Source organism: Pseudescherichia sp. AS216 (genome assembly GCF_037152055.1).
Classification (GTDB): Bacteria; Pseudomonadota; Gammaproteobacteria; order Enterobacterales; family Enterobacteriaceae; genus Pseudescherichia.
The window spans coordinates 101,048-127,454 of record NZ_JBBCMV010000003.1; the positions used below are offsets into that span (position 1 = coordinate 101,048).

A 26,407-nucleotide genomic window follows, 5' to 3' on the forward strand; every position below is an offset into this window, starting at 1 on the left:
AGATACTCCGAGGTGGTGCGGCGCGCACTGCGCCGCGCGGTGGTTATTTGAATTCAGGGCGCAGATCATTCAGCGTCGTCATGAAGCCGGAAAATAATTCGTGGCCAAGGGTTTTTTCCTGTTCCTTTAGCTCCTGCTCAATTTTTTCAAACAAAGCCTTTGCATCAGGGGAAGAGGCATCGAGACTGTTAAAAAGAGCCTCAATGTAAGCACGGGCATCTTCCTGTTTTCCGTCCACGGCTTCGTCAAGGGGGGCATCTTCATCAACCACCGAATATTCACCTGTAATAACAGCCGCGTTATCCTGACTTACTCCTGCTTCTCCTTTTTCGTCGATTATCACGGCGCGCTGCATCTCAATGGAGACCGGGAGATACTTGAACAGGCGGCGGATTACGGTTTTCTTCGCCATTTCATCGAAGTGATCTACCCACGGGCCGCTGCTTCCTGCCTTGCTCAACGCACGAACTTTTTCAACATCAGCACGGCTCATAACCTCAAATTGCACACCGCCATCTTTAAGGCGCGCTACGGCGTAGACATGAGTTAATTCACCACGATCACCGCTTTCGCTCGGCACGTGATCGAGGGTTTCTTCGAGTCCGTATGCGTAGCTGAATTTGTCGTTAACGTGGACAGTGCGCGCTGAAATACTCAGGATCTGACCTGACCGGCGGGCGAGGTCGATCATGCCGCGATAACCAATAATCAGCTGTGCTTCAGTAGATACGGTTTTCCAGTTGCCGTTTACCTTTTGGCGCTTATCGAACGGGATCAGGTATGCATGACCAAGGGCGCCACCAGGTTCAAGTCCAAGCTGAGCGCACTGCATTATTGCGCCGAGGAAGCTTGCCTGGTCGCATGCGGCTAGTTTGGGAACCTTGCGGATCTCAGTGGTTGCAATGCGCGCCAGGCGATCTGCAGTCATATGCTTTGGAAGAGCCAGTGCCATCTGAGCCTTAATTTTTGGATCAGCGAGAAGTCCAGCCAGTGTGGTTGGCTTTTCACCATGTTTGGTGACTTGCTGGCCAGTAGCCGCTGCTTTGAGTGCGTTGGTAGACATTTTTTCTCCTTACTTCAATCTGAATACGCGCGATTTAGACGCAGTTTTAAATTTCTCGAACAGTCCTGGGTGTGCTACCTGAAAGGACTGCTGATCGAATCTATTACTGACCTGTGTTTTCCATGTGCAGATCGGCTTACCATCGAGTGTCAGGATTGAGTGCTCTTGCATGTAGAGCTTCAGCTTCTCTTCCGATACAGTGATTTCTTCTTCCAGTTCTTTGAAGCGTGATTTCATGTCACGCAGATCGTTAAAGAGCGTTAATGCCTTTCCATCAGCCTCAATGCTGGTTCCGGCGTCCTTATCGAACATCATGTAGATGTCACTGACGCTAGTTGCATCTGGTGGATTAAGGTTTACGACGCGATCCCAGAAGGCGATTTCTTTTTCCAGGATGGCCTGTATGGTTTCTTCGTCACGCTCGACCCGGTAGATACGGAAGTCATCACCACCGATGAGAACGCCGAACACACATACCTGCTTATCTGTCACCATCATTCCGTGCATGGCCTGAGCGGTGTAGTGCACCGGGATTTCATCCGTTTGCACCTCACCCCACTCCTTAGCCTTGAATGGGCTGACAGTTTTAATCTCGATGTTTTCACCGCTGGCAGCCTCTGCATCGATTTCCGCAGCGATAAAGCCGTAGTCGCGGTGGATGTAACGGTTACCTCGATGGATGATCTCCAGTCCTGTCTCTTCAGCCAGCAGATCGATAACGTATGGCTCCATGCGCTGTCCGCGGGTGAAAACCTTCTGCTTGTTCAAATCGATCGGCTTTTGACGAGGCTGAATCTTGTCGAGATAAACTTCTAAAGGAGTCCGCCAAGGACTGATGCCGAGGATCCCGGCGACATCACTGCCGCCGATATATTTCTCGCGATTAAGCTGGCCAACGTTTTGCATCACGCTGCGTTCCTCTCGCCGTCCAGCTTGTCGGCCATTTCCCAGCGTCCGATGATGCCGGTCAGTTCGCTGATGAACGCGCCCAGGGTTTCTTCAAACTCAACGCTCTCCATAGCGACTTCGAGGATCTCCTTGCGGACACCGGCACGCAGAAGGTTTTCGAACGCGGGCAGGATGTACTCGGTTTTGAGAGTTTCCTGCAGCTCGACCTGGCGATCGTGCAACTGCTCGGCCAGATGGTAATCGCGTTCAAAAATTGGCATCAGAGCCTGGAGTTTCATTTGCTGTTGAACTTTCATCTTCATACCCCGTTGGTAGTCCCGCTTTAATCATCTGGTCATAATTCAGCGTCTGACCGTTACGCGGGTTTGTTGTTGATGACATGCGCCAGAGATAGCCGCACGCCAGCTTTGTGACCGTGTACTGCTGACCGCGCCACAGTGCGGTTACTCTGGTTTCCACTGTGCATCCACACTGCGGGCTTCTTTGGTAGTGAAAGCCCAGGTGACTGCTTCGCCGAGGGAGCGGAACTTCCAACTCATCAGCCCGGAGAGGGTTACACAGTGCCAGCCATTAATGATTCGCCACTGCATGTTTTGATCCTCATGTTTACCAATTTGGTAATAATTGGTTCCGTGAGAAGCCCCGTCACCAGGACACTACGCGTTACCAGTGAGGTAATAATTATCCATATGTGATTGGTAGTCAATAGGTATGAACATAAAAAATTACCCGAAAGGTAATATTGCAGGCACAAAAAAACCCGCGCATGGCGGGCTTAATATTGATTTATAAGGAGTTAGTTAGTGGTTCTTGCGCTCTGAACTATCACAAAATCAACATAGCTTTCGATCTTCGCCTTCTCGCCTTCAGGTAACAATGCGTAGCGCGGGCGGTCATAGTTGATGACGGTTGCATCACCAGGCGGGATCAGCATTTCGTAGGCGCGGCGGCCGAACGCCCGGGCGATGGCTTCCAGGTTGGCGATGGTGATGCTCACCTCATTACGCAGCATGCGGTTAATACTTGCCTGGCTGACGCCGGACGCATCCGCAACGCGCTGCTGTGATGACAGCTCCCGGTTCTGGCTCATCCACAGCTTTAGATTGTGCGCAGCCACCAGGCCGATCTCTGACGTGTCGATAGAGTCGCGCACGTCAGCCTGCAGCGCCAGATAGTGATCAACGTCCAGCCAGTTGCGCGGCTTGTTGCCGGCTGCTTCGACCTTGCGCGCCGCCGCATCACCGATGTTCTTCTTTCCCGACGTCCAGCGGCTGACCAGGTTAGGCTCAGTTCCCATTTTTTCCGCCAGGCGAGACTGCACGCCGTTAAAATCACGGTCGATCAGGTCTTTCAGGTTATCGCGACGAATATCATGGATGCTTTTCATTGCCGGAAAAATTTCTCTTATATGAATGATTTGATGATCGTCATTATCGCGCATTTACCCCAGAGGTAAATGAACCTCTCGGGTAACATTCCTTGATTTTTATTACCAATTGGGTGAATATTTATTATCTGAAATAAATATCAGGCAATAGCTATGAGCGAGAACGCACAGTTTGATTTTAAAAAGGCCTGGCTGGCACTCACACCGGATGAGCGTGAGCAGTTCGCAGTGGAGGCCGGAACCACCGCCCACTACATCCAGACGCACCTGACCGGCAGGCGCAAGATGCCCGGCAAACGCGTGATGGACGGGCTTTTCAGGGCATCCCGCTCCCGTAAGTGGGTTAAGAACAAGCCCGAGCTGGTCACCTTCTTCTACTCCTGATCTCCCCTCTGACCGCCTCCGGGCGGTCTTTTCATACCTATTCGTACCTCTACGGTAATAAATATCCATTTATGGTTGATCTTTTTTCGCTCTGAGTCGAAAATAGCCGATATCAATAGCAAAAAGTGAGGTCGCCAACGTGAAAATCATCACCCGTATGCAGGCCGCCAAAGAAGGCCTGAACAAATACAACACCGGTAAGCCGTGCCTGAATGGCCACCGCTCTCCGCGTTACGTGCATAACGGAACGTGTGTCCAGTGTGCTCTGGAAAGCGCTAACAAACACCGCAACAAGTTCGCTGAAGCGCTCAGGGCAGCCCAGGGGGCAGCATGAAGCCCGCAGCGTATTACAACGAGCTGGACCCATACGCGGCTCAATGGCTGCGAAATCTAATCGCCGGCGGTCACATAGCGCCGGGTGAAGTTGACGAAAGGAGTATTGAAGATGTCGCACCTGACGACCTGCGAGGATTTACCCAGTGCCACTTTTTCGCCGGGATCGGCGGATGGTCTCATGCCCTCCGTGTTGCCGGATGGCCAGACGATAAACCAGTCTGGACTGGCTCCTGCCCGTGCCAGCCTTTCTCCTCGGCAGGCAAAGGCGATGGGTTTGATGACGCGCGCCATCTCTGGCCAGATTTTGCCTGGCTCATCGGCGAGCGAAAGCCTGTCGCGGTCTTTGGCGAGCAGGTTGCAGCTGGTAACGCAAACGTCTGGTTCGACCTTGTACAGTCAGACCTGGAAGGAATGGGCTACGCCTTCGGGCTTGTCCCGTTTACGTCAGCGGGCATCGGTGCGCCGCACATCCGGGAACGAGCTTACTGGGTGGCCGAGTCCCTTAGCGAGCAACGAGAAAAATTGCTATCAGGACTGGCTCAAGATCATGGCGAGAAAGGAAGCAGGACGTCAGCCGAATCTACAGGATTTTGCGGTACTGGCACACTGGCCTACACCCACCTGCAATGTGAATCCTCAGCCGGAAACGCCAAGGGGGTTACAGAACATCGCCGGGGCAGTGAAATTAGCCGGCTGGCAGACGCCAATAGCAATGGACTCGACCGGTTCGACACATTGCTACAGCGGACGCAACCCGGACGGATCGCCGAAGATATGCCTCAAACTACCGGGAACAGTGCTGCTCACTGGATGGACAACACCAACCACCCGCGACTGGAAGGATACAGCGGGCATGACTGCACAGCGGGAAGGACGGGACAGGCTGGATCAGTTACCGAGGCAGGCTTACATCTGCGGCCCCTTGAGGTTAACGGTTTTTGGCGTGATGCAGACTGGCTCTTTTGTCGGGACGGAAAATGGCGTCCAGTTGAACCCGGCACATTCCCGCTGGTTGATGGGTTTCCCAAAGGAATGGGACACGGTAAGTCCTCACCACGAGCACTGGCAGGCCGTAACCGCGTCGGCAGGCTCAGAGGCTACGGCAACGCCATAAACGTCTACGCTGCCGCCGCATTCATTCGCGCTTATATGGAGGTGCTTTGATGGCCCGCATCCGCACTATCAAGCCTGAGTTCTGGACAGATGAAGATTTGTCAGAGGTATCAGAGGCAGCATGCCTTCTGGCTATTGGCCTTCTGAATTATGCCGACGATGAAGGGTTTTTTAATGCCAACCCCAAGCTGATCAAGGCGGCTATTTTCCCAATTCGGGAACAGTCCGGTAGCATTCCGGTACTACTACGGGAGTTGTCCAGCGTCAGGTATATCACCCTTTTTTCCGGTCCTGACAGCAAGATCTACGGGCTTGTGAATAACTTTTCTAAGCATCAGGTCATAAACAAGGCAAAGAGAAGCGTAATCAAAGACTTATGCACTGTACTGTATGAGTACGGTAGCGATACGGGAGAGCTACCACCTGGAAGGGAAGGGAATGGAAAGGAACAGGGAAAGGAAAATACTCTCTCTGCGCGTGAAGAAATTCCGTTTGTGGATAAGTCTAATTTGGATATCGGGCAGCAGAGCGAAGAGCACGATCCCGGCGCGAACAATTCGGTGCTTGATGGATATGTCCCACCAGGGGGCCAAGGAGCAATCGGAAAGTTCACAATGCACGATGGATGGAAACCGGATCCGGACATCCTCCGGCAGGCTGCGCTGTGGGGTGTAACTCTGACAGGCGAAATAACGAAGCAGGAGCTGGCTCAGTTCGTTTCTTACTGGCAAGCCGAGGGTAAGGCCTACCATCATTCGCAATGGCAGCAGAAGCTCGTACAGAGCGTTAAAACGGTAAGGTCGAAAACAGTCAAACCGGAACGCCGGGATATCATGGCAGTGTCGGAACCTGATAACGAGATCCCTTTCGGCTTCAGCGGCTGACGGTAACAACCAGACCGAATCTGGCTAAACGAGCGCGGAAGCGCATTTTTTTACTTGCAAATTGTTACCTGAAAGGTAATTATTACCAGTGAGGTAAGTATGAAAAAAGGCATTCAGGCTCTTGGGCGTCTCAAGGCCGGACAGATGAACAAGACCGAGGCAGAGTACGCCGCCTCGCTTGAGAGCATGAAGCACGCCGGGCTGATCGCATGGTACCGGTTTGAAGGCATCAAGTTGCGCCTGGCTGATAACACGTTCTACACGCCTGACTTCGCGGTCATGCGTGCCACCGGCGAGATGGAGCTGCACGAGGTGAAAGGCTTCTGGACTGATGACGCCAGGGTAAAAACCAAAGTCGCCGCCGACCAGTACCCGTTTCGCATCATCGGTGTCACCAGACAGACGAAAAAGGCCGGGGGAGGCTGGAAGGTCGAAGAGTTCTGAAATGAAGATCCTTTTTGATATCAGTTAAATCAACAACTTATACGGGTAAAAAGGGGTAATGATGGAAAGCAAAACTAAAGAGTTAGTCAAGGCCGGACATGAGCTGGTCGTGCTGCTGGGCACTCAGCATGGCATGCACGATGCCGCGTCCCTGGTGCAGCGCCTGACCGCGCAACTGGATATCACTGCGATAGTGCTGCGCGAGAAGTCGAAGCAGTGCGATGCACTGGCGGCTGAGAATGCATATCTGCTGCCGAGAGCTGCCAGTGAACTGTCGAATGCATGGGTGCTTCATAAATATCTGATCGGTATTCAGGCGGCAATTATGTATCTGGATAATGGCAACAAGAAGGCTGCTCAGGAATGGCTTTACGGAACTATCGCCGGTCCGGGATTCGAGTTCCCAGATGAGGTCGACGACATCGATGCATGGGCAACTCATCAGATGCGCGCAAGCATCAACCATCCACGTGCTCAGGAAATCATCAAGGAAGAAACCCCCGCCACGGACTCCTTCCTTCGCGAGCAGATGGCTAAAGGGGTGGAGATGTTTGCGAAAGCTGCATCGGATAAAGCTTCGTCTTGCTCTCTAAAGGTTCACGCAGGCTATTGGACGCACGCTAAAGAAGCAGCTGAGTACTTCGCCGCCAAGCTGCGCGCCGGGGAGGCTAATCATGGCTGAGCGCGGCATGATTTTTAACGCAGAGATGGTGGGCGCCATCCTAGACGGCAGGAAAACGCAGACGCGCCGGGTAGTAAACGGCGTTCCGACCACTCACGATTTCCACGGATGGGTCTTAAGCAGCACCAGTGCCAAAGATGAAGGCAAAGCATGTTGGGCTATTGGCAAATCACCACTGCTTAAGCAGCCCATCCGCGTGCGTTGCCCCTTCGGTGAAGTAGGTGATCGCCTGTGGGTGCGGGAAGCGTTCCGCGTTATGGGGTGTGCTACTGACGTTGCCCGCCTGATGTACAAGGCTAGCGAGCGCAACAGCTTCACGGAGTCTACGCGCACCGTGCCGGTGGCGTCATGCACTAAACAGCCGTCTCAAAAATGGACGCCCAGTATCCACATGCCGCGCTGGGCCAGCCGTATCACGCTGGAGATTACAAATGTGGGAGTCCAGCGCCTTCAGTCAATCAGCCAAAATGACGCTGCACGGGAGGGTTTGGTTAGGTTACCTGCCAGCGGTCGCTACTGTATCAATCAGGGCGATCAATATTTCGGTGGTGCGAGCCATGATGCGAGAGAGGTATTTTCCTGGCTGTGGTCATCCATCTACGGCGAAGAGAGCTGGGAAAGCAACCCGTGGGTGTGGGTGATCGAGTTCCGCCGGGTTGATGGGGGTGCAGCGTGACAGATACCGCAACCATCCTCGACATGTGCTGCGGCAGCCGCATGTTCTGGTTCGATAAAGAGGATCCCCGCGCCCTGTTCAGCGATATCCGCGCCGAAGAGCACAAGCTTTGCGATGGCCGCCATCTGGTAATCAGCCCGGACGTGATCGCCGATTTCCGCGCGCTGCCGTTTGCAGATGAGGCTTTCCGCGTGCTGCGGCCACACGGCGTACTCATCTTTAAATGGAACGAAACGCAGATCCCGGTTAGCCAGGTCATAGCGCTTACCGACGTTAAGCCGGTGATATGGCAGCGCACTGGCAAAGGTGACAAAACCCACTGGATTATTTTTGTTAAACCCGCAGCTGGCATCACTCTTGAGACAGGGGAACAACAGTGAACACACTCAGCAATGAAGAAGTTTTGAATATCTCAGCGCGTCTGAACAAATTTATTTTCGATAACGAGATTCCACTGAGCGATCAGTTGGGCCGAATTATTGACGATGTGTTCAATGCGACAGGGGAGCTTCTGGCGCTGCGCAAAGAGCGGGAAACGGCTGTGCCGGTAGAGCCAGCCTGGAAAGCGACAAAATATCCAGTATCTCGTCCAGTGCCGGGAGCAAAACTCATAGTTTGGGACGAGACGGGTAAGTTTGTTGGTTACGGTTCCGCAGTGGATACGCGGGAGTCAGGTGTAGCAATACAGATGAGTGATGGGCGTAGGCTTGATTCGAACCATGTTCTTCGTTGGCAGTATGCGCTACAACCAGCCCCGCCAGCGCAGGCCGTCGCGGTGCCGGATGAGATGCTGGCAGCAATGGAAGAAGTGCTGCGTATTTCTGACCGCGACCACGAGGCATGGCACCGTGCGCGAGATGGCATTGCATTCTGCCGCGCCGCCATGCTCAAGCAACCAGCAAGCATTCAGGCCAGCAATGGCGAGGGTGCGAGCGATGAAATCAAGCAACCAGCAAGCAAAGAGGGGCAGTCATGACCTACTCACACGACAGCAAAGCGCTGACCCTGGCGCGGCAGGTGATGGCGCTGACCAGGCAGGAGCACATCGGCGGCGACGTCCAGCTGCTTGCCAAAATACAGTGCCTCTTTGTCGAGGCCATGGAGTATGCCGCGCCTCAGTCGAACTCTCCGGTGATTACGGAGGGTTGGATCAAGTGCAGCGAGCGGTTACCGGAAGTGGACGGTAACTATTGGGGGTGGTGGAGCGAAAGCAAGCGACAAGGCCCTGTATGGTTTATCAAGAGTGAATTACAGGCACAGTTCCAGAGCAGTGAGATAACCCACTGGATGCTGCTACCAGCAGCGCCGGGCAAGGAGGGGTGATGGAAGTGCTGCTCGATTTTTACATTGGCGGCGTGTTGGCGTGTGTACCTTTCCACTGGCAACTTCAGCGTAATAATCGGTTGCTTTACCGCGCCATAAACACCGTTATTTGCGCAGTGTTCTGGCCGTTGCTACAAGTTCCAAAATTAAAGGTGGAAGACGATGCCTAAATCCCCAGCAGAACGCAAAGCAGCGCAGCGTGCCCGCCAGGCCGCTTCCGGTGGCCGCAAGATGGAGCTGGTGCTTGATCAGCAGGAGCTGGACATGGTGGCGCGTAACTGCGCCGCCCGTCGTCCCGGGCGCGAGCCTTACGACCTGAACGAGTACATCACGCTGCTGATACGCCAGGATGATGCCCGCCTGAAAGAGCAGGTGGAGATACTGGAGTCCAGCCAGTGCGGCAAGTGCGGCGACAGGCTGCCGGTAGACAGCTGCCCGTGCCAGGGTGATTCGCAGTGCTGGGTGACCGGCGGGTGGCACGCCCTGAAGTTAACGGTGTGACATGTCACGATTTACTTTGAGCTATCACAGTAGCCGCCGACTATGGCGGCTTTATTTTGCGTGATAGTATTACCATATTGGTAATTATTACTATGGTGGTAACAATGGCCGCGACGCCCAAAACTCACAAGCGCAAATCAACGCAGTTTAAGCCTCTTACGGACATGCAGGAGGCTTACTGCCAGTCATACATTAAGATGCCAGAAAATCAGCGGCAGGCGGCCATTGACGCAGGATTCTCGCCCAACACGGCAGCTGCCAAGGCCTGCGGGATGATGCGGGATGAACGCATCCAGAAACGTATCGCCGAGCTGATGGAGCAGCGCAACAAGCGATCACGCATCTCGGCTGACTATGTGCTCATGAGGCTGAAGGAGATCGACGAGCTTGACCTGGCCGACATCATGGATGATGACCTGAGCTTAAAGCCGCTGAGCTCGTGGCCGAAGGCGTGGCGTCAGTTCCTGTCAGGTGTGAAGGTGGCCGAGCTGTTCGAGGGAAAGGGCGACGAGAAAAAGATTATCGGCGTACTGAAGTCGATAAAGTGGCCGGACAAGGTCAAGAACCTGGAGCTAATCGGTAAGCACGTCGACGTGAACGCGTTCAAAGAGCGCGTGGAGGTGTCCGGCACGGTGACCATTGCCGACCGTATGGCCGCCGCCCGCAAGCGCGTCAAAGAGCGTGGTGGTGACCAGTGACAGCCGCAACCATGTCACCGGAAGAGCAACTCGTTGAGGATATCGCCGGATTCACTCACGATCCGCTGGGTTATGCGCTATACGCGTTCCCCTGGGGTGAGGAGGGTACAGAGTTGTCGCACGCCAGCGGCCCGCGCACATGGCAGGCTGAGGGATTCGACGAGATAGGACAGCACCTGCGAAACCCGGCTACACGCCATGAGCCTTGTCTGATAGCCCGCGCATCAGGGCACGGGATCGGCAAATCGGCATTCATATCGATGCTCATTAAGTGGGGGATGGACACCTGCGAGGACTGCAAGGTGGTGGTGACCGCCAACACCGACAACCAGCTGCGCACCAAGACCTGGCCGGAAATCATCAAGTGGTCGAATCTGTCCATCACCAAAGACTGGTTCACCACCACCGCGACGGCGATGTACAGCAACGATCCGGGCCATGACAAGCGCTGGCGCGCGGATGCTATCCCGTGGTCTGAGCACAATACCGAAGCGTTTGCAGGTCTGCATAACGAGCGTAAGCGTATCATCGTCGTGTTCGATGAGGCGTCCAATATCGCGGATCTGGTGTGGGAGGTAGCAGAGGGGGCGCTGACCGATGAGGACACGGAGATTATCTGGGTGGCGTTCGGTAACCCGACGCGAAACACCGGGCGATTCCGCGAATGTTTCCGCAAGTACCGGCACCGCTGGAAGGCCAAGCAGATAGACAGTCGCACCGTGGAAGGCACGAACAAAGAGCAGCTCCAGAAATGGGTTGAGGACTACGGCGAGGATAGCGATTTTGTTAAGGTGCGTGTGCGGGGGATCTTCCCGGATGCGTCGGAGAACCAGTTTATTCCGTCCGGCCTGACGCAGCCGGCTGTTGTCCGGGTTATCACGCCAGCGCAGGTGCAGCATGCCGCTGTTGTCCTCGGTGTCGATCCGTCTCACCAGGGTAAAGACCCGGCGGTTATCTACCTGCGGCAGGGACTGCACTGCAAGAAGCTTGGCGAGTGGCCGCGCACCACTGACGATGTATGGTTTGCTAAGGTGATCGCTGACTTCGAAGACCAGTACCAGGCTGACGCGGTATTCATCGACTACGGCTATGGCACGGGGCTTAAATCTGTCGGCGATAACTGGGGGAGAAACTGGACGCTGATTCAGTTCGGTGGTGGCACATCAGATCCCGAGATGGCGAATAAGCGTGGCGAGATGTACAAATCAGCCCGCGACGCGCTGAAGCTTGGCGCTCAACTGGACAGCCAAGACTTAGCCGACGAGCTGAGCGCGCCGGAGTACAAGGTAAGGCTCAAGGACAGCCGGAAGATTTTGCAGGACAAGGAGGAGGTTAAAGAGACGTTGGGCCGTTCGCCTAACAACGCCGACGCCTATGTGCTGACCTACGCTTTCCCGGTAGTGAAGAAGCAGTACATTCCCGGGCAGCAGCAGGGCCAGCAGGGAAGGGCGATCACAGACTACGATCCGTATGCTTAATTTTTTTGCTGCCCAAGAATGATGTCACGAAGTTCTTTGTGCTCATTGTTTGCGCTGTACATCGCCTTTAACCTTTCATCATTAATCTGTTGTAAATCTTCTATTTTGTAAGAAAGTTCCTTTATATCAGCTGATTGGCTTTCGCTTAGCTCTTTAAAATGATTTGCTTCGGCTTTGAACCTCTCGGCTCTTTCCTTTAGTTGCTCAAACTTTTTAGAGAGCTCTATAAATTGGTTGACTGCCATATCTTTTTCGGCGGTAATTTCACCCATTCGCTCCTGGGATTGAGCGATCTGCTCCTTCATCTGCTGAATGTTTATTTCATCGCCAGTTCTTACTTTTTCATAAGTGACGTCTCTTTTGGCCTCAAGGCGTCGTAAGCGCGTAGAGCGGATAATCTGCTTAGCTTTGCGGTGGTTTTCAATGGAATCATTATTGTCCAGTGGCTTAGCTTGCCACGCTGAAATAACATTGTTAATCCAAGGTAGGCAGCCGCATAGAACTGCTACTGACAGGCACGGATAAAGAGCTACCGTTTTCCAGCTGCTGTGAGCTGAAATGTAATCGATCTTGTCGGCTATTTTAGTGTCGCTGAGGAAGAGATACAGAATTGACTTCCAGTTGAAAGCACACCAAGAGAGAGCGAAAGCTCCAAAGACTGGGTTGCTTACCCTTTGTGATGCGGTATTGATGGTCGAAGAAACATATTCTTTAAGTGATTCCAGCATGACCAGATCCTTTTAGGTTTTGCCTTATTTTACCTATAAGGTAATTCTTAGTCACTAAGTACAAAAAAAGCCCGCACGCAGCGGGCTATCGTGACATGTCACGGAACTACATTTTAATTTTATCGAATGCTGCGCTGACAGCATCGGCGATGCCTTCAGATTCAATTCTGCTGATGCTGCCCTCCCGGCTTACGGTCGTCACAAGGCACTCGCGCAAAGAGACGAGCTTCTCCTGGTAGCGAGCTTCGGCGATCACTGAGTGCTCTAAATCATCCGCTTTGACCGAGGCTGCTTTGATCTTGTCCTCACCTAAAGCCACCTGACAACCCTGTGTAGCAAGGTGCTTGTAGCGCCAGCCTTCCCACTCCTCACGGGTTACGCTGGTGCCGTAATCGTCCGCCAAAACAAGCCCAGACAGACTAATAGAATCGATCTTTACATGAGCAAGCTCGTCGCCTACCAGCACGCCGTAGAAAGAGGATTCTCCGCCCTGCACAATTCGCGCATAACGCCGCGGCCACTCGGGCAAATACTTCGCCAGGATCTCAACTGTTTTCATTCGGATCACCTTAAAAAAATGCCCGGCGAACCGGGCGAAACTGGAAGCAATGATTACGGGGTACTACACAGCATCACGGCCCTACGTGATTGGGTTGTGGCGGTGGTGCCTCCACCTGCTGGTATTAGCCAATTCCAGCGACGTACACTGCCCGGAAACGTATTCATCTGGACGGGTTTGGCTCGTCACGCGCGCATAGCCGCAGTTACCACAACGGAAAGAGCACTGGCTGACAGCACAGCGGCTCGGGGTAAATGCGCCCCTCAATGCTCTTTCCTGTTATGTGCCGGAACTCACGCATCCGGCCTCGGCTCTTTAACGTCACTTATGAGCTCAGGACATCGCTCGCCGTTTTTATGTAGGAGTTACGCCCGAAAGCTGATCCTATCCACACGACTCTGGATTGGGTTGTGATGTCCGGTGCTGATCTCCGGCTCAGTGGCGCGGTGTTTCAATATCGTAACCGCCCGTTCCATCCGCGTTCGATCAGTCCTTATGCTCGCTTAGAACGTTTCGCCTGCTTATCTTTTCTCAACCGTTTGACGGTCAGCCCCGCCATTCACCACAACAAAAAGAGCACTACCGCGTTCTGCCGTTCCATCCTGGCTTTTGGTACTGCAACGGCTGCGAGATGTTTTTTGCATGCCAGCGCTCTTTTGGTTATGCCCTCGTCTCTTCCGAGGTGTCACACCGTACCGCCGCGATGGTGGATCGCCTTTCGTGCTTGCCTGGCTTGCACATTCCGGCTACCTGTCAGGGCATGAAAACTAAGGGAACCTGAAAGACCGCTATCGGCACATGTGCCATGCACCGAAATAAACCACGCACCGCCGTTTGCATTTAACGACCCGGCTTAAGAGTCATTCGTTGATGCGTGTTTTATTTACCTAAAAGGTAATAATTGAGGCGCTGACTGTCAATACCCTACGCTAAATAATTCTTATGTGGTTAAATTGGTAATAATTTAATCCCGTCGGAGTTGTTCTATGTGCGTTGCCAAGACCCCAAAAGCTCCCGCCGCCCCGGAAATACAGGCCGCCCCGCAGGAGCAGGACGCCGCTGTTGTTGACGCCCGCGACGAGGAAACCCGCCGCCGCCGCGCTGCATCAGGCCAGCGCTCCACGCTGCTGACCGGTGCGCAGGGTGACACATCCACCGCTAATACCAGCGGCAAGACCCTGCTCGGTCAGTAACGGAGCGAATGCAGATGGCGGAATCACTGAAAGAAAGACTCGGCAAACAGTTTGCGCAGCTGGATAGCGACCGGTCGTCGTTCGTGTCGCACTGGCGCGAACTGAGCGAGTTTATCGACCCGCGCGGATCCCGCTTTCTCACCAGTGAAACTAACCGCAACGAGCGCCGTAACTCCCGCATCGTCGACCCCAGCGCTACTCTGGCAGCGGATACGCTATCCAGCGGCATGATGTCCGGCATCACCTCCCCGGCCCGCCCGTGGTTCCGCCTGGCAACACCTGATCCCGACATGATGGACTATGGCCCGGTGAAGGTATGGCTTGAGACCGTGCAGAACCGCATGAACGACATGTTCAATAAGTCGAACCTGTACCAGTCCCTGCCGCTGCTCTACTCCAGCCTGGGCAACTACAGCACCGGCGCTATGGCCGTTCTCGAAGACGACGACGACATCATCCGCACCGTGCCATTCCCGATCGGCAGCTACCACCTGGCTAACTCCGCGCGCGGCAGCGTCGATACCTGCTACCGCAAATTCAGCATGACGGTGCGCCAGCTGGTAATGCAGTTCGGCAAGGACAACGTCAGTCTGTCAGTCCGTGGCATGTGGGAATCCGGTAATTACGAGCAGTGGGTAGAGGTTATGCACGCCGTCTATCCGAACGTGGATCGTGATACCGGGCGCATGGATTCGAAGAACAAGCCCTGGAAATCGGTTTACTACGAGGTCGGCGGCGACAGTGACAAGCTGCTGCGCGAGTCCGGCTTCGACGAGTTCCCCATTATCGCACCGCGCTGGACCGTCAACGGCGAGGACGTGTACGGAAGCAAATGCCCGGGTATGACGGCGCTCGGCCAGATAAAAGCTCTTCAGCTGGAGCAGAAGCGCAAAAGCCAGCTCATCGACAAAGTCACTAACCCGCCGATGGTCGGTCCGTCCTCGCTGAAAAACCAGCGTGTCAGCCTGCTACCAGGCGATATCACCTACATCGACCAGATGACCCAGCAGGACGGTTTCCGCCCGGCGTATCAGGTTAATCCCGACATGTCCGGGCTGCTGGCCGATATCCAGGACACGCGGCAGATCATCGATCGCTGCTACTTCGTTGACCTGTTCCGCATGCTCCAGAGCATCAATACCCGCTCCATGCCTGTGGAAGCCGTGATCGAGATGAAGGAAGAAAAGCTCCTGATGCTCGGGCCGGTGCTGGAGCGCCTGAACGACGAAGCACTAAACCCGCTCATCGACCGCGCCTTCTCACTGATGGTGCGCAAGAACATGATCCCGCAGCCGCCGGAGGTCATGCAGGGCATGCCGCTGCGCATCGAATACATCTCCGTGATGGCCCAGGCGCAGAAATCCATCGGTCTCAGCAGCCTGACGCAGGCCGTTGGCTTTATCGGCCAGCTGGCGCAGGTCAAGCCGGAGGCACTCGACAAGTTGAACATCGATGAGGCCATCGACTCCTACGCCGAAATGTCCGGCGTGTCGCCGACCGTCATCCTTCCGCAGGAACAGGTTGACCAGATCCGCAAAGACCGCGCTCAACAGCAGCAGCAGATGCAAACCGCCGCGATGGCTCAGGCCGCCGCCCAGGGCGCGAAAACGCTCAGCGAGACGCAGACCAGCGAGCCTAGCGCGCTAACCGCGCTGACAGGCGCAGCAGGAGGCCAGCAATGACCGATACCTGGGACGACGACCAGCCAAACCCTGAGCAGGTAAAGCGCCAGCAGATTCGCGAAGAGCGTGACGCCGACGATATCCGTCAGGTGATGAGTACCGAGCAGGGCCGCCGCGTCGTCTGGTCCGTGCTGGAGCAGGGCAAGGTGTTCGGCTCCACGTTCGCCGTAGACCCGGCGATCACCGCATTCAACGAAGGGCAGCGTAACATCGCCCTGGCGCTGTTCATGCGCGTCATGTCCGTCTGCCCTGAGCAGTATCTGAAGATGGCCGCCGAGGCCAACACCCAGGAGGAGAAATAGATGCCGATTACCGACGTCAAGTTTGTGCGCGCCTCATCCATAGCCGAACTGGAAACCATGGTTCCACCACTTCTGAAATCGGGCTGGCAGCCTTATGGCTCAGTGCAGATCCGCAACACCAATAACGCCAGCGGTGGCTACGACTTTTTCCAGACCATGGTGATGGGTGACTCCACCACGCCCAACAGCAACCAGAAGCTGATGACAGATGGTGACGCCGTCACGGTGCAGAACAGCGCAGGCGTGGCAGTTGCAGGCTCTCACAAGCTCTCGATCGTCAACGGTGTGCTGACGCTGAAACTAGACCCGACTGTTGCACCGCTCATCAATGGACAGGTGCAGAACGCCGTGCCGGTGACTAATAACGCACTGCTTGCCATCGGCACCACTAACCGCAAAGTGACCAGCGCTGTAGCAGCTGGTGCGCTGACCAACTTAACCATCGTTTAAAGGTATCAACATGGGCAATGCATTGTTCAGAAAGCTAATCCAGTCAGTGCTGATGAGTGAAGCGCCAGCGCCGGAAGATTCAGGCGGTGGTGGTGATGCTCCCGCGCCAGTTGCTGATCCATCTGCGCCTGCAGGCAATGAGCCTCCAGCGGCAGACCCGGCTAAGCCTGTTGCAGATCCGGAGAAACCGGAAGGTGACAAACCGGACGACCAGAAGAAGCAGGAAGAGCAAAAGCCGGAAGGTGCGCCGGAGAAATATGAGTTCAAGCCCGCCGAGGGGCAGCAGCTGGACGCCGCAGCGCTGGAGCAGTTTGAGCCAATCGCCCGCGAACTGAACCTGACCAATGAGCAGGCTCAGAAAATGGTCGACCTGTACGGCTCGCAGATCCTGCCCATGGTGCAGAAACAGCAGGCAGAAGCCTGGCAGCAGACCACCGAGCAGTGGGCGGCTGACGTCAAAGCAGATAAAGAGATCGGCGGCGACAAGTTGACCAGCAACATCAGCGTGGCCCAGCGAGCGCTTGATACGTTCGGCACACCTGAACTCAAAGAATATCTGACCGCCTCCGGCCTCGGTAATCACCCCGAGCTGGTCAAGGCGTTCGTTAAGATCGGTAAGGCTATGTCAGAAGACGGCATGGTTACCGGGAAAGAAGCCGGTCAGCGTTCTGCTGCCGAAGTGCTTTATGGCAAATAAGAGAGGAAACAACCATGGCTGTTAAAGGCTTAACTGCGCTGACGCTGGCTGACTGGGGTAAGCGCGTAGATCCAAACGGTAAGATCGACAAAATCATTGAGCTGCTTGGGCAGACCAACCCGATTTTGATGGATATGCCATTCGTGGAAGGCAACCTGCCTACCGGGCACCGCACCACCATTCGCTCAGGCCTGCCGCAGGCAACCTGGCGCTTGCTTAACTATGGCGTACAGCCGAGCAAATCCACCACCGTGCAGATCACCGATACCGTCGGCATGCTGGAAACCTATGCCCAGGTGGATAAGTCTCTGGCCGATCTGAACGGCAACACCGCAGAATTCCGCCTGTCGGAAGATCGCGCCTTCATCGAAGGTATGAACCAGCAGATGGCGCAGACGCTTTTCTATGGTGATACCAGCGTCAACCCGCAGCAATTCATGGGGCTTTCTTCCCGTTACTCCAGCAAATCCGCAGGTAACGCTCAGAACATTATCGACGCTGGCGGCACTGGCACCGATAACACCTCGATCTGGTTGGTGGTCTGGGGAGAAAACACCGTGCACGGCATCTTCCCGAAAGGCCAGAAAGCTGGTCTTCAGATGGAAGATAAAGGGCAGCAGACACTGACAGACGCTAACGGCGGACAGTACGAAGGCTACCGCACCCACTATAAGTGGGATAACGGCCTGGCCCTGCGTGACTGGCGCTATGTTGTGCGAATCGCAAACATCGATGTTAGCGATCTGTCGGTCACCGCGAATGCGGCCAACATTGTGAAGCTGATGGTTGCCGCGCTGCACCGCATCCCGAACCGTGGCATGGGCAAGCCGGTGTTCTACATGAACCGCACAATTGCCCAGGCGCTGGACCTGCAATCTCTGGATAAAGCGTCTCTGGCGCTGAGCGTGAAAGAGACTGAAGGCGAATTCTGGACCACCTTCCGTGGCATCCCGATCCGTGAAACTGACGCGCTTCTGGAAACAGAATCCCGCGTTGTGTAACGCCTGTCATTAACCGATGGGCCGAAAGGCCCATGTATGGAGAAAGTAAGATGATCCTCGACAAACTGTTGATGTTCTCCGAGAAGCAGGCTGTTACGGCTTCCGCTGCCTCGACTGATGTAATCGACCTGGGGCCGATTGACGGCACTGTCCGTGATATCGGTGTGGGTGAGCCACTGGAATGGTTCGTCAACGCCGACACCACTGCAACAGCTGCTGGTGCTGCTACGGTCAACGTTAACCTGCAAACCAGCGCGGATAACTCCACCTGGGTAACGCTGGCAAGCTCTGGCGACCTGGCTCTGTCTGCACTAACAGCCGGTAAGCGCATCGTTTCGCAAAAAGTGCCTCAGGGCGTTCTGCGCTACCTGCGCCTTAACTATACCGTCGGTACTGGCCCGCTTACCGCTGGCGCGTTCACTTCCGGCATCAACCTTGATGTGGACGGGAACAATAAGTACTACGGCATCCGTTCCAAAATCACTGGCTAAGGAGCCGTAAATGTCACAGGAAAAAGCACGTTACCGCATCACGCGCCTGTCTTTCATCGGCAATCAGCTTCTGGACGAAGGCGCAGAGGTGGAGTACGACGGCGAGCCGGGTAGCGCGCTGGAGCCGCTGAACGAAGCTGCGGAAGCGGCCAAGAAAAAGGCGGATCAGAAGCGCGGCGGACAGCAGGATGTCAAGCCAGCCGAAACCACTGTTATTACTGACGGCGATGAGAAAAAGCCTGAAGGTGGCGAGCAGGACCCTGATGCGCTGCGCCAGCAGTATCAGGAGCTGTTCGGCGAGCGACCGGGAAATATGAAGCTTGAGACCATCAAGCAGAAAATTGCTGATAAGCGTAAAGAACTGGGCGTTTAAGCCTCGCGGGTAAAACAGAGGGGCTTCGGCCCCTTTCTTGCAGGAGTGGATTATGGAACTGGTTAACCTGAAAAGCGGTACCGACACCTACCAGGACGAGAGCGGTAAAACGCAGACACGCGATGATTACCCCTGGGGCCTGAGCATCAACCTCGATAACGAGACGCTGAAAAAGCTCGGCGCCACGCCGCAGGCGGTGGGTACTGAGGTGATGATCACCGCCCGCGCTATCATCAAGAGCACCTCATCCCGGGAAACCGAAGAGGGAACCCGCCACGATTCCTGCCTGCAAATCACTGACATGGCTATGGAACCCGCCCAGGCGCAAGAGCAGAAGAGCGCCGCTGACACCCTGTATGGCGGAGGTGCTTAATGCCTTCCGTCATCGGAATTTGTAACCTGGCGCTGAGCTATATCGGCAACAGTCGCACCATCAACAGCCTGACTGAGAAGAGCAAAGAGGCCGGGGCGTGCGACCTTCATTTCGAAGGATGCCGTGACGCTGTGCTGGCGGACTTCGACTGGAATTTCGCAACCAAGCGCGTGGCGCTGGCCGATATCGGAAACCCGCCGCCTGACTGGCAGTTCGCTTATCAGTACCCCACTGACTGTCTGCGGATCACGGAAATTATGGTCCCCGGACACCGCTACCCGACGGCAGCAATGCGCATCCAGTATGAGGTCGGTTCAGATGCTGGCGGTACCGGGAAACTGGTCTACACGGATCAGCCTGCTGCCTGGCTTAAATACGTCTCCCGCGTTACTGACGTCAATATGTTCGATCCTATCTTCGTTGAGGCTCTCGCGTGGCGTCTGGCCGCCGCGATTAATATGCAACTTACCGGTGACGCATCACTAGGGAACAACGCACTGAACATGTACTCAGTCGTTATCCGCAGCGCCGGAACGCACAGCATGAACGAGTCGCAGGAACCGGCTGCGCCTGAGAGTGAATTTACTAATGCGAGGTTGTGCTGATGACTTTCAGTTGGATCCAGCCTAGCTTTGCCGGTGGCGAGATCGGCCCGTCGCTCTATGGGCGTGTCGATATGGCGAAATACTCCGTAGCCCTTCGCAAGTGCCGGAATTTCATTGTGCGGCAGTATGGCGGGGTCGAAAACCGCCCGGGCACACAGTTCATTGGCGAAACAAAATACCCTAACCGCAAGAGCCGTCTGATACCGTTCCAGTTCTCTACCATCCAGACCTATGCGCTGGAGTTCGGTCACCAGTACCTGCGCGTCATCAAGGATGGCGCATACGTGCTGAACAGCAGTAACGAAATCTATGAGCTGTTCATGCCCTACAACGAGCCGGATCTCTTCCGCATCAAATTCACGCAGAGCGCTGACGTCATGACGCTTTGTCATCCTGCATATCCGCCCATGGAACTGCGCCGCTATGCGCATGACAACTGGCAGATCGCCGAGGTGGTGACCGTAAACGGCCCGTTTGACGACATCAACATTAACCAGTCCGTGACCGTCTACGCCAGCGCGGCCACAGGCACGATCATGCTTAACGCCAGCTCAGCTATATTCAGTGCCGAGCAGGTCGGCAAGTTGTTCTACCTGGAGCAGCCGGCAGTCGACGCCGTTCCGGTATGGGAGACCAGTAAGAAAACAACGGCCGGAGATATCCGCCGGGCGGACAGCAACTACTACCGGGCCAATACCAGCGGCAAAACCGGCACACTCCGCCCGTCACACACCGAGGGCATGGCCTATGACGGATGGGGCGGGACTGGCGACGATGACACCGGGATCCAGTGGGAATACCTGCATTCAGGATTTGGCCTGGCACGCATAAACACTATCGGCAATGGCGGTACTACGGCTACAGCTACCGTTGTTTCCCGCATCCCGGAAAATGTGATCGGCAGCGGCAAGGCGTCTTACAAATGGGCGCACTACGCATGGAACAGCGCCAAGGGCTACCCTGGCACCGTCGTCTACTATCAGCAGCGCCTTTATTTCGCTGCGTCCTCAGCGTACCCGCAAACCATCTGGGCCAGCCGCACCGGCGATTATAAAGACTTCGGCAAGAGCATCCCAACCCAGGACGATGACCGTATCATCTACACCTACGCCGGCAAGCAGGTGAACGAGATCCGCCATATGATTGATGTCGGATCGCTGGTGGTGCTGACCTCCGGCGGGGAGTATGTAGCGACCGGTGACCAGAACAAGGTGCTGACGCCAGGATCCTTCTCTCTCAGTTCGCAGGGTTCTAACGGCGCTAGCACTGTGCCGCCGATCGCTGTGGCTAACATTGCGCTGTTTATCCAGGAGAAGGGCAGCACCGTCCGGGATCTGGCGTACTCTTTCGACGTGGACGGTTATCAGGGAAACGATCTAACCATACTGGCAAACCACCTTTTCCAGCGCCACAGCATCGTTGACTGGGCATTCACTATCGTGCCATACAGCGCCGCCTGGGCCATACGTAACGACGGCACGCTGCTGGTGCTGACCTACCTGCGCGAACAGCAGGTTTTTGCCTGGGCACCGCAACCATCAGACGGTCTTTTTGAATCTACCTGCTCCATCAGCGAAGGCAGCGAAGATGCAGTGTATTTCGTGGTCAGGCGCTGGGTGAACGGGCAGACAGTACGCTATATCGAGCGGCTGGCCAGCAGGCTGTTTACCAAAACAGAGGACGCCTTCTTTGTGGATTGCGGCCTGAGCTATGACGGGCGAAACACTGATACCTCCAGGACTGTGACGATCTCCGGCGGTTCAGGTGAATGGGATTATGACAACGAGTATACGCTGACACTCTCCGGATCGGCATACTTTACCGCCGCCGATGTCGGGTCTCAGGTGCAGATCCCCTATGACGGTAACGCTGAGCTGCGGTGCAACATCACCACATTCGTCAACGGCAACGTCGTGAAGATCGTACCTAACCGCAACGTTCCCGCCGCGCTGCAGGATGTGGCAACTATTAACTGGCAGCTGGCCCGCAAGCGATTTGCTGGCCTCGCGCACCTCGAAGGCAAAACGGTGAACATTCTCAGCGATGCCAACGTTGAGCCTCAAAAGGTTGTCACCGGTGGCGCTGTCACGCTGGAGAACCCTGGCGCAGTGGTGCATATCGGCCTGCCGGTGATCGCCGAGTTTGAGACGCTGGACGTCAATATCAACGGACAGGAGACGCTCCTGGACAAGAAAAAGCTGATCCCGTCGGTCAGCCTGGTGGTGAATGCCAGCCGCGGCATCTTCGCGGGAACCGATGCTGATCACCTCTATGAATATGCACAGCGTGATTTTGAGTTTTACGACGATCCCGTTTCTGACGCTACGGGTGTGGTTGAGGTGAAGCTAGACAGCAATTGGGACAAAAACGGACGCGTTTATATCCGACAGACCGACCCGCTCCCGCTGTCGGTGCTGGCCGTTATCCCTCGTCTGGTTGTGGGAGGTTCATGATGATTGATGCCCGCATAGTACCGGCCACCGCCGCCCATATCGCCGAAATGCTGCCTCGTGTCCGTCAGGCGGATATCGACGAGTTTCTGGCGATCAATGGTTCGACGCCGGAGCAGGTGCTGCTGACCGGCCTGAAAATATCGACATTTGCCTGCGCCGGGCTGATTAACGGGCAGGTGGTGACCATTTTCGGCGTGGCGCCAGGCTCAATGATTGGCGGCACCGGCACGCCGTGGCTGGTGGGAACCGACGATCTGGAGCGCTATCAGCGCACCTTCCTCCGCCGCTGCGGCAATGTCGTCAATGCAATGCTGTCTGTTTACCCTTATCTTGAAAATTATGTCGATGAGCGGAACCACGTCGCCAAGGCATGGCTCCACTGGCTGGGTTTCCGGCTGGAAGATGCCGCGCCGTTTGGCGCCGCAGGTCTTAATTTTCATCGTTTTCACCTGGAGAGAAAATAATGTGTGATCCGGCTACCGCACTCGCTGGAGCGTCTCTTGCCGCGGGGGCGCTATCAGCGGTTACCCAGTATCAGTCAGGGCGCCAGGCTGCCGCTGTTGCCAGCGCTAACGCAGAATCCGCTCAGGCTCAGGCGCAGGACTCCATTAACCGTGGCAACGCCGCAGCTGATGAGGCTCGCAGACGTAACCGCCAGGCGCTGGGCACGCAGCTGGCTACTGCAGGCGCTAATGGTGCGGATCTCGCCTCTGGCTCTGTAGTGGATATTTTCGGCGATACCGCTCAGTTCGGCGAGCTTGATGCACTGACCACAGTCAACAACGCCCAGCGTGAGGCTTACGGCTACGAGGTGCAGGCCAGCAACTACAAAGCAGAGGCTTCGGCAGCGAAGCAACAGGGGAACGTTGGCGCGTTTTCAACCCTGCTGACAACGCCGCTTCAGGCGTATGGTGCCTATAAGATGGGCGGCGGAGACTGGAATCCGTTTGGACAGAAAGCCGCGCCGATCTCTGCTGCTCGTCGATAAGGAGAAAACAGCATGCCAGTCGTACCTACAGTAACCGGGCGCCAGGTTGAAAGCCGCGGTGTCAACGCTCCAGCAATCGCATCCTTCAACACCCCGACCATCGGTGACGCTCTGGCCGATGCCGGGCAGAAAACTATTGGTGTGCTGGCCGATGCCAAAAATCGCGCCAACGTGGCCCTGACACAGGAAGCCAGCCTGAAGCTTGACGCTATCGGCAATGACCTGATGAATAACCCCGATACGGGATTCATCAATCTGCAGGGGAAAAACGTCATAGGCCAGGCGCAGAAATACAGCCAGCAGTTTGATCAGCAGATTGAAGAGATCGCCGCAGGGCTGCCGGATGCCAATGCCCGCACCGCATTCCTGCAGCAGGCGCAGCAGCAGCGCATGGCATTCAGCACGCAGGCCGGGCGGCATGAGGTGGGGCAGGTGCGGCAGTACGAAGCCGGGATGCAGGATGCCACACTGAAAAACCTTTCAATGCAGTTCCGCAACCCTGAAATGGCTCACACTGTTGCCACGAAGGCGATGGACAGTATCGTGGCATACGGTGAGGCCCACGGTCAAAGCAAGGAGGAGATCGAGCAGAACTGGGTTTCCTGGCGCGAGAATGCTGCCAACGGCGCAGCTGAGGCATGGTACACGCCGATGTATCAGCAGATGCTTGGCCCGGACGGCAAGATTGAGGTAACCGACACACCCAGCGAGGCGCAGCTGTTCTCGGCCATGATCTGGCAGGAGAGCGGCGGTAACCAGTATGGCAAAGACGGCGCGCCGCTCGTTTCACCGAAAGGCGCTGTCGGTGTCGCCCAGGTCATGGAGTCCACGGGCCCCGAGGCTGCGCGTCTTGCTGGCGTGCCATGGGATCGTGATAAGTGGATGAACGACCCCCGCTATAATGCGAAGCTGGGCCAGGCGTACTTCGGCGCGCAGATGCTGAAATACGATAATAACCCTGTGCTTGCGGTTGCTGCGTATAACGCAGGCCCTGGTGCTGTTGATGGATGGCTTGAAAAAATAGGGGATCCGCGTACCGGCCAGGTCAGCAATGCGCAGTTTGCCGCCGCTATCCCCTATGAGGAAACCCGTAACTACGTAGCGAAAGTTACTGGTAGCGCTGGTGCGATCCCCGGATCTGCAACCATGGAAAACCTGTCACGCCAGCCGTTCTGGAATGCGATGAGTTCGGATAAAAAATCCGCCATGATGAGCAAGGTTGCCGGGCTGTATGACATGCAGGCCGCTGCCGGTCGCGTGGCTATTCAGGGCCGTATGCAGGACGATCTCGCGAAACTCGAAGCAGGCCAGCCGGTAACCCCGATCTCTGCCCGTGAATGGGCGGCGGTGATGCCGCTGCAGGCCGCGCCAGCCGAACGCCTGCAAATGGAAAAAACCTACCAGCAGTATCAGCAGGCGATGACGCTGCAACCTGTTTACCAGACTATTGTGCAGGGCAGCGCCCAGCAGGGAATCGCAGCAGTACAGGCTATGATGCCGAAAGAGTCTGATCCTGATTTCAAATACAAGGCCGAGCTTTATTCTTCTGCCCAGGCAAAATTAAACCAGGTGCAAAAGGCCCGCGAGGCCGATCCCGGAAACTGGCTGCAACTAAACTCCCCCGTCGTTAAATCGGCATTTGCCGAGTATCAGAACAATCAGCAGTCCGGGGAGTATCTGGTATCGCGCATCCAGGCAGAAAAAGATCGCCTGGGCATCAACAGCAAAAAGGTGCTGCCGGATACCATGATCGATAACCTGCTGCATCGCATCGACAACACGCAGGAATCCAGCGTTACGGCCATTCAGGCAGTGGCGCAGTCGTTCGGTAAATACTCGGATCAGGTCATGCAGCAGGTACAGAAAAACGCGTACCCGGCGCTGCAGGTCATCATGGCCACAGAGAACCCTCGCGCCGCTAATGCCCTCTGGCAGAGTCGCAGCGTGAAAACGTCAGAACTGCGCGGCAGCTTTGAAAAGACCGACGCCGACAGCGCCGACTCATCATGGAACGACAAGGCGAAAGACTTCGCCAGCACGATGGTGGTACAGCCCGGCGGCACCGCTGTGTGGAACAATTTCAACGAGCAGGGCAAGCGCCTTACCTACATCAACATGCAGCGCGGAATGTCAGCCTCTGACGCGGCTAAACAGGCCTACCAGGACATTCTCGGCGAGCAGTACCAGACCAGCGGCACATGGCGGCTGCCTAACCGGGCCGGAGTGGATCTGCGGGACGTCAACGACGGGGCGGGCAAATACCTTGAGCAGCTCACCGCTGAGCAGATAATGCCGCTGGTGGGCGACCCACGGCTGCCGGAGGAAGTTAACCGCCAGCAGAGTCTGTCACGCATTAAAGACTCTGCGCAGTGGGTCACCAACAGCAACGAGACGGGGCTAACCCTTATGCTCAACGGCCTGATCGTCAATGGTGCCGACGGACGTCCTGTTTCGGTTTCGTTCCAGGACCTGTCAAAACTGGGCGCGGCTAACCGCTCAACGTGGAACAGCATGCTGAAATTCACCGATACGCCTGTTAAATACACGCCGGGGCAGTCGAAAGGCTACAGCGCTGAAAGTCAGCGCGACAACCTGATCGACATCTTCCAGGGCGGCCAGCAGTCAGGACGATAA

The 26,407-nt window shown here is 55.6% G+C and carries 35 protein-coding genes; 28 read left to right on the forward strand and 7 right to left on the reverse strand.

Annotation, left to right across the window (positions count from 1 at the left end):
• Positions 1-43 precede the first annotated feature (43 nt).
• The 5 genes from recT to WFN61_RS09790 all read right to left on the reverse strand — a co-directional run bounded on the left by recT (position 44) and on the right by WFN61_RS09790 (position 3,359).
• Positions 44-1,063 carry a recombination protein RecT gene (recT, locus tag WFN61_RS09770; RefSeq protein ID WP_337038605.1) on the reverse strand — a complete coding sequence of 340 codons (1,020 nt, stop codon included), beginning with the start codon at positions 1,061-1,063 and terminating at the stop codon, positions 44-46.
• 9 nt (positions 1,064-1,072) lie between these two features.
• Positions 1,073-1,972, reverse strand: coding sequence for a YqaJ viral recombinase family nuclease (locus tag WFN61_RS09775; RefSeq protein WP_337038606.1), 900 nt, complete (start codon positions 1,970-1,972; stop codon positions 1,073-1,075).
• On the reverse strand, positions 1,969-2,274 hold the full coding sequence (locus tag WFN61_RS09780; protein ID WP_337038607.1) for a hypothetical protein: 306 nt from the start codon (positions 2,272-2,274) through the stop codon (positions 1,969-1,971). Before WFN61_RS09780 ends, WFN61_RS09775 begins: the two co-directional genes overlap by 4 nt.
• 141 nt (positions 2,275-2,415) lie before the next feature.
• Positions 2,416-2,562: a hypothetical protein gene (locus WFN61_RS09785; protein WP_165570648.1), complete on the reverse strand. Its 147-nt coding sequence runs from the start codon at positions 2,560-2,562 to the stop codon at positions 2,416-2,418.
• Positions 2,563-2,768: 206 nt separating this feature from the next.
• Entirely contained in the window at positions 2,769-3,359 is a 591-nt protein-coding gene (locus tag WFN61_RS09790; RefSeq protein WP_337038608.1) for a helix-turn-helix transcriptional regulator, read from the reverse strand.
• A gap of 153 nt (positions 3,360-3,512) precedes the next feature.
• On the opposite strand from WFN61_RS09790, the gene WFN61_RS09795 reads away from it, so the two are divergent.
• From WFN61_RS09795 to WFN61_RS09860, 14 genes are all read left to right on the forward strand, one after another.
• On the forward strand, positions 3,513-3,743 hold the full coding sequence (locus WFN61_RS09795; RefSeq protein ID WP_337038609.1) for a hypothetical protein: 231 nt from the start codon (positions 3,513-3,515) through the stop codon (positions 3,741-3,743).
• Between the two features lie 139 nt (positions 3,744-3,882).
• Entirely contained in the window at positions 3,883-4,077 is a 195-nt protein-coding gene (locus tag WFN61_RS09800; protein WP_337038610.1) for a hypothetical protein, read from the forward strand.
• Positions 4,074-5,243 carry a DNA cytosine methyltransferase gene (locus tag WFN61_RS09805; protein WP_337038611.1) on the forward strand — a complete coding sequence of 390 codons (1,170 nt, stop codon included), beginning with the start codon at positions 4,074-4,076 and terminating at the stop codon, positions 5,241-5,243. Before WFN61_RS09800 ends, WFN61_RS09805 begins: the two co-directional genes overlap by 4 nt.
• Positions 5,243-6,076, forward strand: coding sequence for a DnaT-like ssDNA-binding domain-containing protein (locus tag WFN61_RS09810; RefSeq protein ID WP_337038612.1), 834 nt, complete (start codon positions 5,243-5,245; stop codon positions 6,074-6,076). Before WFN61_RS09805 ends, WFN61_RS09810 begins: the two co-directional genes overlap by 1 nt.
• 99 nt (positions 6,077-6,175) lie before the next feature.
• Complete coding sequence (locus tag WFN61_RS09815) at positions 6,176-6,520, forward strand: DUF1064 domain-containing protein (RefSeq protein ID WP_337038613.1); 345 nt, start codon at positions 6,176-6,178, stop codon at positions 6,518-6,520.
• A gap of 61 nt (positions 6,521-6,581) precedes the next feature.
• On the forward strand, positions 6,582-7,202 hold the full coding sequence (locus WFN61_RS09820; RefSeq protein WP_337038614.1) for a hypothetical protein: 621 nt from the start codon (positions 6,582-6,584) through the stop codon (positions 7,200-7,202).
• Positions 7,195-7,878 carry a hypothetical protein gene (locus WFN61_RS09825; protein WP_337038615.1) on the forward strand — a complete coding sequence of 228 codons (684 nt, stop codon included), beginning with the start codon at positions 7,195-7,197 and terminating at the stop codon, positions 7,876-7,878. The genes WFN61_RS09820 and WFN61_RS09825 overlap by 8 nt, the downstream gene beginning before the upstream one ends.
• Positions 7,875-8,258 carry an SAM-dependent methyltransferase gene (locus WFN61_RS09830; RefSeq protein ID WP_337038616.1) on the forward strand — a complete coding sequence of 128 codons (384 nt, stop codon included), beginning with the start codon at positions 7,875-7,877 and terminating at the stop codon, positions 8,256-8,258. Before WFN61_RS09825 ends, WFN61_RS09830 begins: the two co-directional genes overlap by 4 nt.
• Positions 8,255-8,854 (forward strand): hypothetical protein, encoded by a 600-nt coding sequence (locus WFN61_RS09835; RefSeq protein WP_337038617.1) that lies wholly within the window; start codon positions 8,255-8,257, stop codon positions 8,852-8,854. The genes WFN61_RS09830 and WFN61_RS09835 overlap by 4 nt, the downstream gene beginning before the upstream one ends.
• Positions 8,851-9,201 (forward strand): DUF551 domain-containing protein, encoded by a 351-nt coding sequence (locus tag WFN61_RS09840; RefSeq protein ID WP_337038618.1) that lies wholly within the window; start codon positions 8,851-8,853, stop codon positions 9,199-9,201. Before WFN61_RS09835 ends, WFN61_RS09840 begins: the two co-directional genes overlap by 4 nt.
• On the forward strand, positions 9,201-9,371 hold the full coding sequence (locus WFN61_RS09845) for a GhoT/OrtT family toxin (RefSeq protein WP_337038619.1): 171 nt from the start codon (positions 9,201-9,203) through the stop codon (positions 9,369-9,371). The genes WFN61_RS09840 and WFN61_RS09845 overlap by 1 nt, the downstream gene beginning before the upstream one ends.
• Entirely contained in the window at positions 9,364-9,702 is a 339-nt protein-coding gene (locus WFN61_RS09850; protein ID WP_337038620.1) for a hypothetical protein, read from the forward strand. The genes WFN61_RS09845 and WFN61_RS09850 overlap by 8 nt, the downstream gene beginning before the upstream one ends.
• 23 nt (positions 9,703-9,725) lie before the next feature.
• Entirely contained in the window at positions 9,726-10,400 is a 675-nt protein-coding gene (locus WFN61_RS09855; protein WP_337038744.1) for a terminase small subunit, read from the forward strand.
• The gene (locus tag WFN61_RS09860; protein ID WP_337038621.1) at positions 10,397-11,878 is read left to right on the forward strand and encodes a terminase; all 1,482 of its coding nucleotides are present in this window, start codon (positions 10,397-10,399) and stop codon (positions 11,876-11,878) included. The genes WFN61_RS09855 and WFN61_RS09860 overlap by 4 nt, the downstream gene beginning before the upstream one ends.
• Here WFN61_RS09860 and WFN61_RS09865 read toward each other — a convergent pair.
• Complete coding sequence (locus WFN61_RS09865) at positions 11,875-12,606, reverse strand: hypothetical protein (RefSeq protein ID WP_337038622.1); 732 nt, start codon at positions 12,604-12,606, stop codon at positions 11,875-11,877. The two genes, WFN61_RS09860 and WFN61_RS09865, sit on opposite strands and share 4 nt — an antisense overlap.
• A 106-nt stretch (positions 12,607-12,712) precedes the next feature.
• Positions 12,713-13,165 (reverse strand): hypothetical protein, encoded by a 453-nt coding sequence (locus WFN61_RS09870; RefSeq protein WP_337038623.1) that lies wholly within the window; start codon positions 13,163-13,165, stop codon positions 12,713-12,715.
• 986 nt (positions 13,166-14,151) lie between these two features.
• Between WFN61_RS09870 and WFN61_RS09875 the strand changes: the two genes are divergently transcribed.
• The 14 genes from WFN61_RS09875 to WFN61_RS09940 are packed head-to-tail and all read left to right on the forward strand — an operon-like array spanning position 14,152 to position 26,407.
• A complete protein-coding gene (locus WFN61_RS09875) occupies positions 14,152-14,358 on the forward strand; it encodes a hypothetical protein (RefSeq protein ID WP_337038624.1) in 207 nt (68 codons plus the stop codon).
• Positions 14,359-14,372: 14 nt separating this feature from the next.
• Positions 14,373-16,040 carry a portal protein gene (locus WFN61_RS09880; RefSeq protein WP_337038625.1) on the forward strand — a complete coding sequence of 556 codons (1,668 nt, stop codon included), beginning with the start codon at positions 14,373-14,375 and terminating at the stop codon, positions 16,038-16,040.
• Positions 16,037-16,342, forward strand: coding sequence for a Bbp19 family protein (locus WFN61_RS09885; RefSeq protein WP_337038626.1), 306 nt, complete (start codon positions 16,037-16,039; stop codon positions 16,340-16,342). Before WFN61_RS09880 ends, WFN61_RS09885 begins: the two co-directional genes overlap by 4 nt.
• Positions 16,343-16,792, forward strand: a complete 450-nt coding sequence (locus WFN61_RS09890) for a DUF1737 domain-containing protein (protein WP_337038627.1) — start codon at positions 16,343-16,345, stop codon at positions 16,790-16,792.
• 10 nt (positions 16,793-16,802) lie between these two features.
• Entirely contained in the window at positions 16,803-17,489 is a 687-nt protein-coding gene (locus WFN61_RS09895; RefSeq protein ID WP_436880891.1) for a peptidase, read from the forward strand.
• Between the two features lie 14 nt (positions 17,490-17,503).
• Complete coding sequence (locus WFN61_RS09900; protein WP_337038628.1) at positions 17,504-18,490, forward strand: major capsid protein; 987 nt, start codon at positions 17,504-17,506, stop codon at positions 18,488-18,490.
• Between the two features lie 50 nt (positions 18,491-18,540).
• Complete coding sequence (locus tag WFN61_RS09905) at positions 18,541-18,981, forward strand: Bbp16 family capsid cement protein (RefSeq protein WP_337038746.1); 441 nt, start codon at positions 18,541-18,543, stop codon at positions 18,979-18,981.
• A 10-nt stretch (positions 18,982-18,991) separates the two neighbouring features.
• On the forward strand, positions 18,992-19,354 hold the full coding sequence (locus WFN61_RS09910; protein ID WP_337038629.1) for a hypothetical protein: 363 nt from the start codon (positions 18,992-18,994) through the stop codon (positions 19,352-19,354).
• 52 nt (positions 19,355-19,406) lie between these two features.
• Positions 19,407-19,727, forward strand: coding sequence for a capsid staple protein (gp10, locus tag WFN61_RS09915; protein ID WP_337038630.1), 321 nt, complete (start codon positions 19,407-19,409; stop codon positions 19,725-19,727).
• Positions 19,727-20,332, forward strand: a complete 606-nt coding sequence (locus WFN61_RS09920; RefSeq protein ID WP_337038631.1) for a hypothetical protein — start codon at positions 19,727-19,729, stop codon at positions 20,330-20,332. Before gp10 ends, WFN61_RS09920 begins: the two co-directional genes overlap by 1 nt.
• Positions 20,332-22,785, forward strand: coding sequence for a hypothetical protein (locus WFN61_RS09925; protein WP_337038632.1), 2,454 nt, complete (start codon positions 20,332-20,334; stop codon positions 22,783-22,785). The genes WFN61_RS09920 and WFN61_RS09925 overlap by 1 nt, the downstream gene beginning before the upstream one ends.
• Positions 22,785-23,249, forward strand: a complete 465-nt coding sequence (locus tag WFN61_RS09930; RefSeq protein WP_337038747.1) for a hypothetical protein — start codon at positions 22,785-22,787, stop codon at positions 23,247-23,249. Before WFN61_RS09925 ends, WFN61_RS09930 begins: the two co-directional genes overlap by 1 nt.
• The gene (locus WFN61_RS09935; RefSeq protein ID WP_337038633.1) at positions 23,249-23,773 is read left to right on the forward strand and encodes a virion core protein, T7 gp14 family; all 525 of its coding nucleotides are present in this window, start codon (positions 23,249-23,251) and stop codon (positions 23,771-23,773) included. The genes WFN61_RS09930 and WFN61_RS09935 overlap by 1 nt, the downstream gene beginning before the upstream one ends.
• 12 nt (positions 23,774-23,785) lie before the next feature.
• Positions 23,786-26,407 (forward strand): transglycosylase SLT domain-containing protein, encoded by a 2,622-nt coding sequence (locus WFN61_RS09940; RefSeq protein WP_337038634.1) that lies wholly within the window; start codon positions 23,786-23,788, stop codon positions 26,405-26,407.

Excerpts from the sequence above, each read along its gene's own strand:
- WFN61_RS09870 (WP_337038623.1), bottom strand. The coding sequence starts at position 13,165 with ATGAAAACAGTTGAGATCCTGGCGAAGTATTTGCCCGAGTGGCCGCGG.
- WFN61_RS09890 (WP_337038627.1), top strand. The coding sequence starts at position 16,343 with ATGCCGATTACCGACGTCAAGTTTGTGCGCGCCTCATCCATAGCCGAA.
- WFN61_RS09840 (WP_337038618.1), top strand. The coding sequence starts at position 8,851 with ATGACCTACTCACACGACAGCAAAGCGCTGACCCTGGCGCGGCAGGTG.
- WFN61_RS09865 (WP_337038622.1), bottom strand. The coding sequence starts at position 12,606 with ATGCTGGAATCACTTAAAGAATATGTTTCTTCGACCATCAATACCGCA.
- WFN61_RS09900 (WP_337038628.1), top strand. The coding sequence starts at position 17,504 with ATGGCTGTTAAAGGCTTAACTGCGCTGACGCTGGCTGACTGGGGTAAG.
- WFN61_RS09825 (WP_337038615.1), top strand. The coding sequence starts at position 7,195 with ATGGCTGAGCGCGGCATGATTTTTAACGCAGAGATGGTGGGCGCCATC.
- gp10 (WP_337038630.1), top strand. The coding sequence starts at position 19,407 with ATGGAACTGGTTAACCTGAAAAGCGGTACCGACACCTACCAGGACGAG.
- WFN61_RS09920 (WP_337038631.1), top strand. The coding sequence starts at position 19,727 with ATGCCTTCCGTCATCGGAATTTGTAACCTGGCGCTGAGCTATATCGGC.
- WFN61_RS09895 (WP_436880891.1), top strand. The coding sequence starts at position 16,803 with ATGGGCAATGCATTGTTCAGAAAGCTAATCCAGTCAGTGCTGATGAGT.
- WFN61_RS09815 (WP_337038613.1), top strand. The coding sequence starts at position 6,176 with ATGAAAAAAGGCATTCAGGCTCTTGGGCGTCTCAAGGCCGGACAGATG.
- WFN61_RS09930 (WP_337038747.1), top strand. The coding sequence starts at position 22,785 with ATGATTGATGCCCGCATAGTACCGGCCACCGCCGCCCATATCGCCGAA.
- WFN61_RS09790 (WP_337038608.1), bottom strand. The coding sequence starts at position 3,359 with ATGAAAAGCATCCATGATATTCGTCGCGATAACCTGAAAGACCTGATC.
- recT (WP_337038605.1), bottom strand. The coding sequence starts at position 1,063 with ATGTCTACCAACGCACTCAAAGCAGCGGCTACTGGCCAGCAAGTCACC.
- WFN61_RS09780 (WP_337038607.1), bottom strand. The coding sequence starts at position 2,274 with ATGAAGATGAAAGTTCAACAGCAAATGAAACTCCAGGCTCTGATGCCA.
- WFN61_RS09935 (WP_337038633.1), top strand. The coding sequence starts at position 23,249 with ATGTGTGATCCGGCTACCGCACTCGCTGGAGCGTCTCTTGCCGCGGGG.
- WFN61_RS09850 (WP_337038620.1), top strand. The coding sequence starts at position 9,364 with ATGCCTAAATCCCCAGCAGAACGCAAAGCAGCGCAGCGTGCCCGCCAG.
- WFN61_RS09925 (WP_337038632.1), top strand. The coding sequence starts at position 20,332 with ATGACTTTCAGTTGGATCCAGCCTAGCTTTGCCGGTGGCGAGATCGGC.
- WFN61_RS09885 (WP_337038626.1), top strand. The coding sequence starts at position 16,037 with ATGACCGATACCTGGGACGACGACCAGCCAAACCCTGAGCAGGTAAAG.
- WFN61_RS09810 (WP_337038612.1), top strand. The coding sequence starts at position 5,243 with ATGGCCCGCATCCGCACTATCAAGCCTGAGTTCTGGACAGATGAAGAT.
- WFN61_RS09805 (WP_337038611.1), top strand. The coding sequence starts at position 4,074 with ATGAAGCCCGCAGCGTATTACAACGAGCTGGACCCATACGCGGCTCAA.
- WFN61_RS09880 (WP_337038625.1), top strand. The coding sequence starts at position 14,373 with ATGGCGGAATCACTGAAAGAAAGACTCGGCAAACAGTTTGCGCAGCTG.
- WFN61_RS09910 (WP_337038629.1), top strand. The coding sequence starts at position 18,992 with ATGTCACAGGAAAAAGCACGTTACCGCATCACGCGCCTGTCTTTCATC.
- WFN61_RS09795 (WP_337038609.1), top strand. The coding sequence starts at position 3,513 with ATGAGCGAGAACGCACAGTTTGATTTTAAAAAGGCCTGGCTGGCACTC.
- WFN61_RS09875 (WP_337038624.1), top strand. The coding sequence starts at position 14,152 with ATGTGCGTTGCCAAGACCCCAAAAGCTCCCGCCGCCCCGGAAATACAG.
- WFN61_RS09940 (WP_337038634.1), top strand. The coding sequence starts at position 23,786 with ATGCCAGTCGTACCTACAGTAACCGGGCGCCAGGTTGAAAGCCGCGGT.
- WFN61_RS09905 (WP_337038746.1), top strand. The coding sequence starts at position 18,541 with ATGATCCTCGACAAACTGTTGATGTTCTCCGAGAAGCAGGCTGTTACG.
- WFN61_RS09785 (WP_165570648.1), bottom strand. The coding sequence starts at position 2,562 with ATGCAGTGGCGAATCATTAATGGCTGGCACTGTGTAACCCTCTCCGGG.
- WFN61_RS09820 (WP_337038614.1), top strand. The coding sequence starts at position 6,582 with ATGGAAAGCAAAACTAAAGAGTTAGTCAAGGCCGGACATGAGCTGGTC.
- WFN61_RS09845 (WP_337038619.1), top strand. The coding sequence starts at position 9,201 with ATGGAAGTGCTGCTCGATTTTTACATTGGCGGCGTGTTGGCGTGTGTA.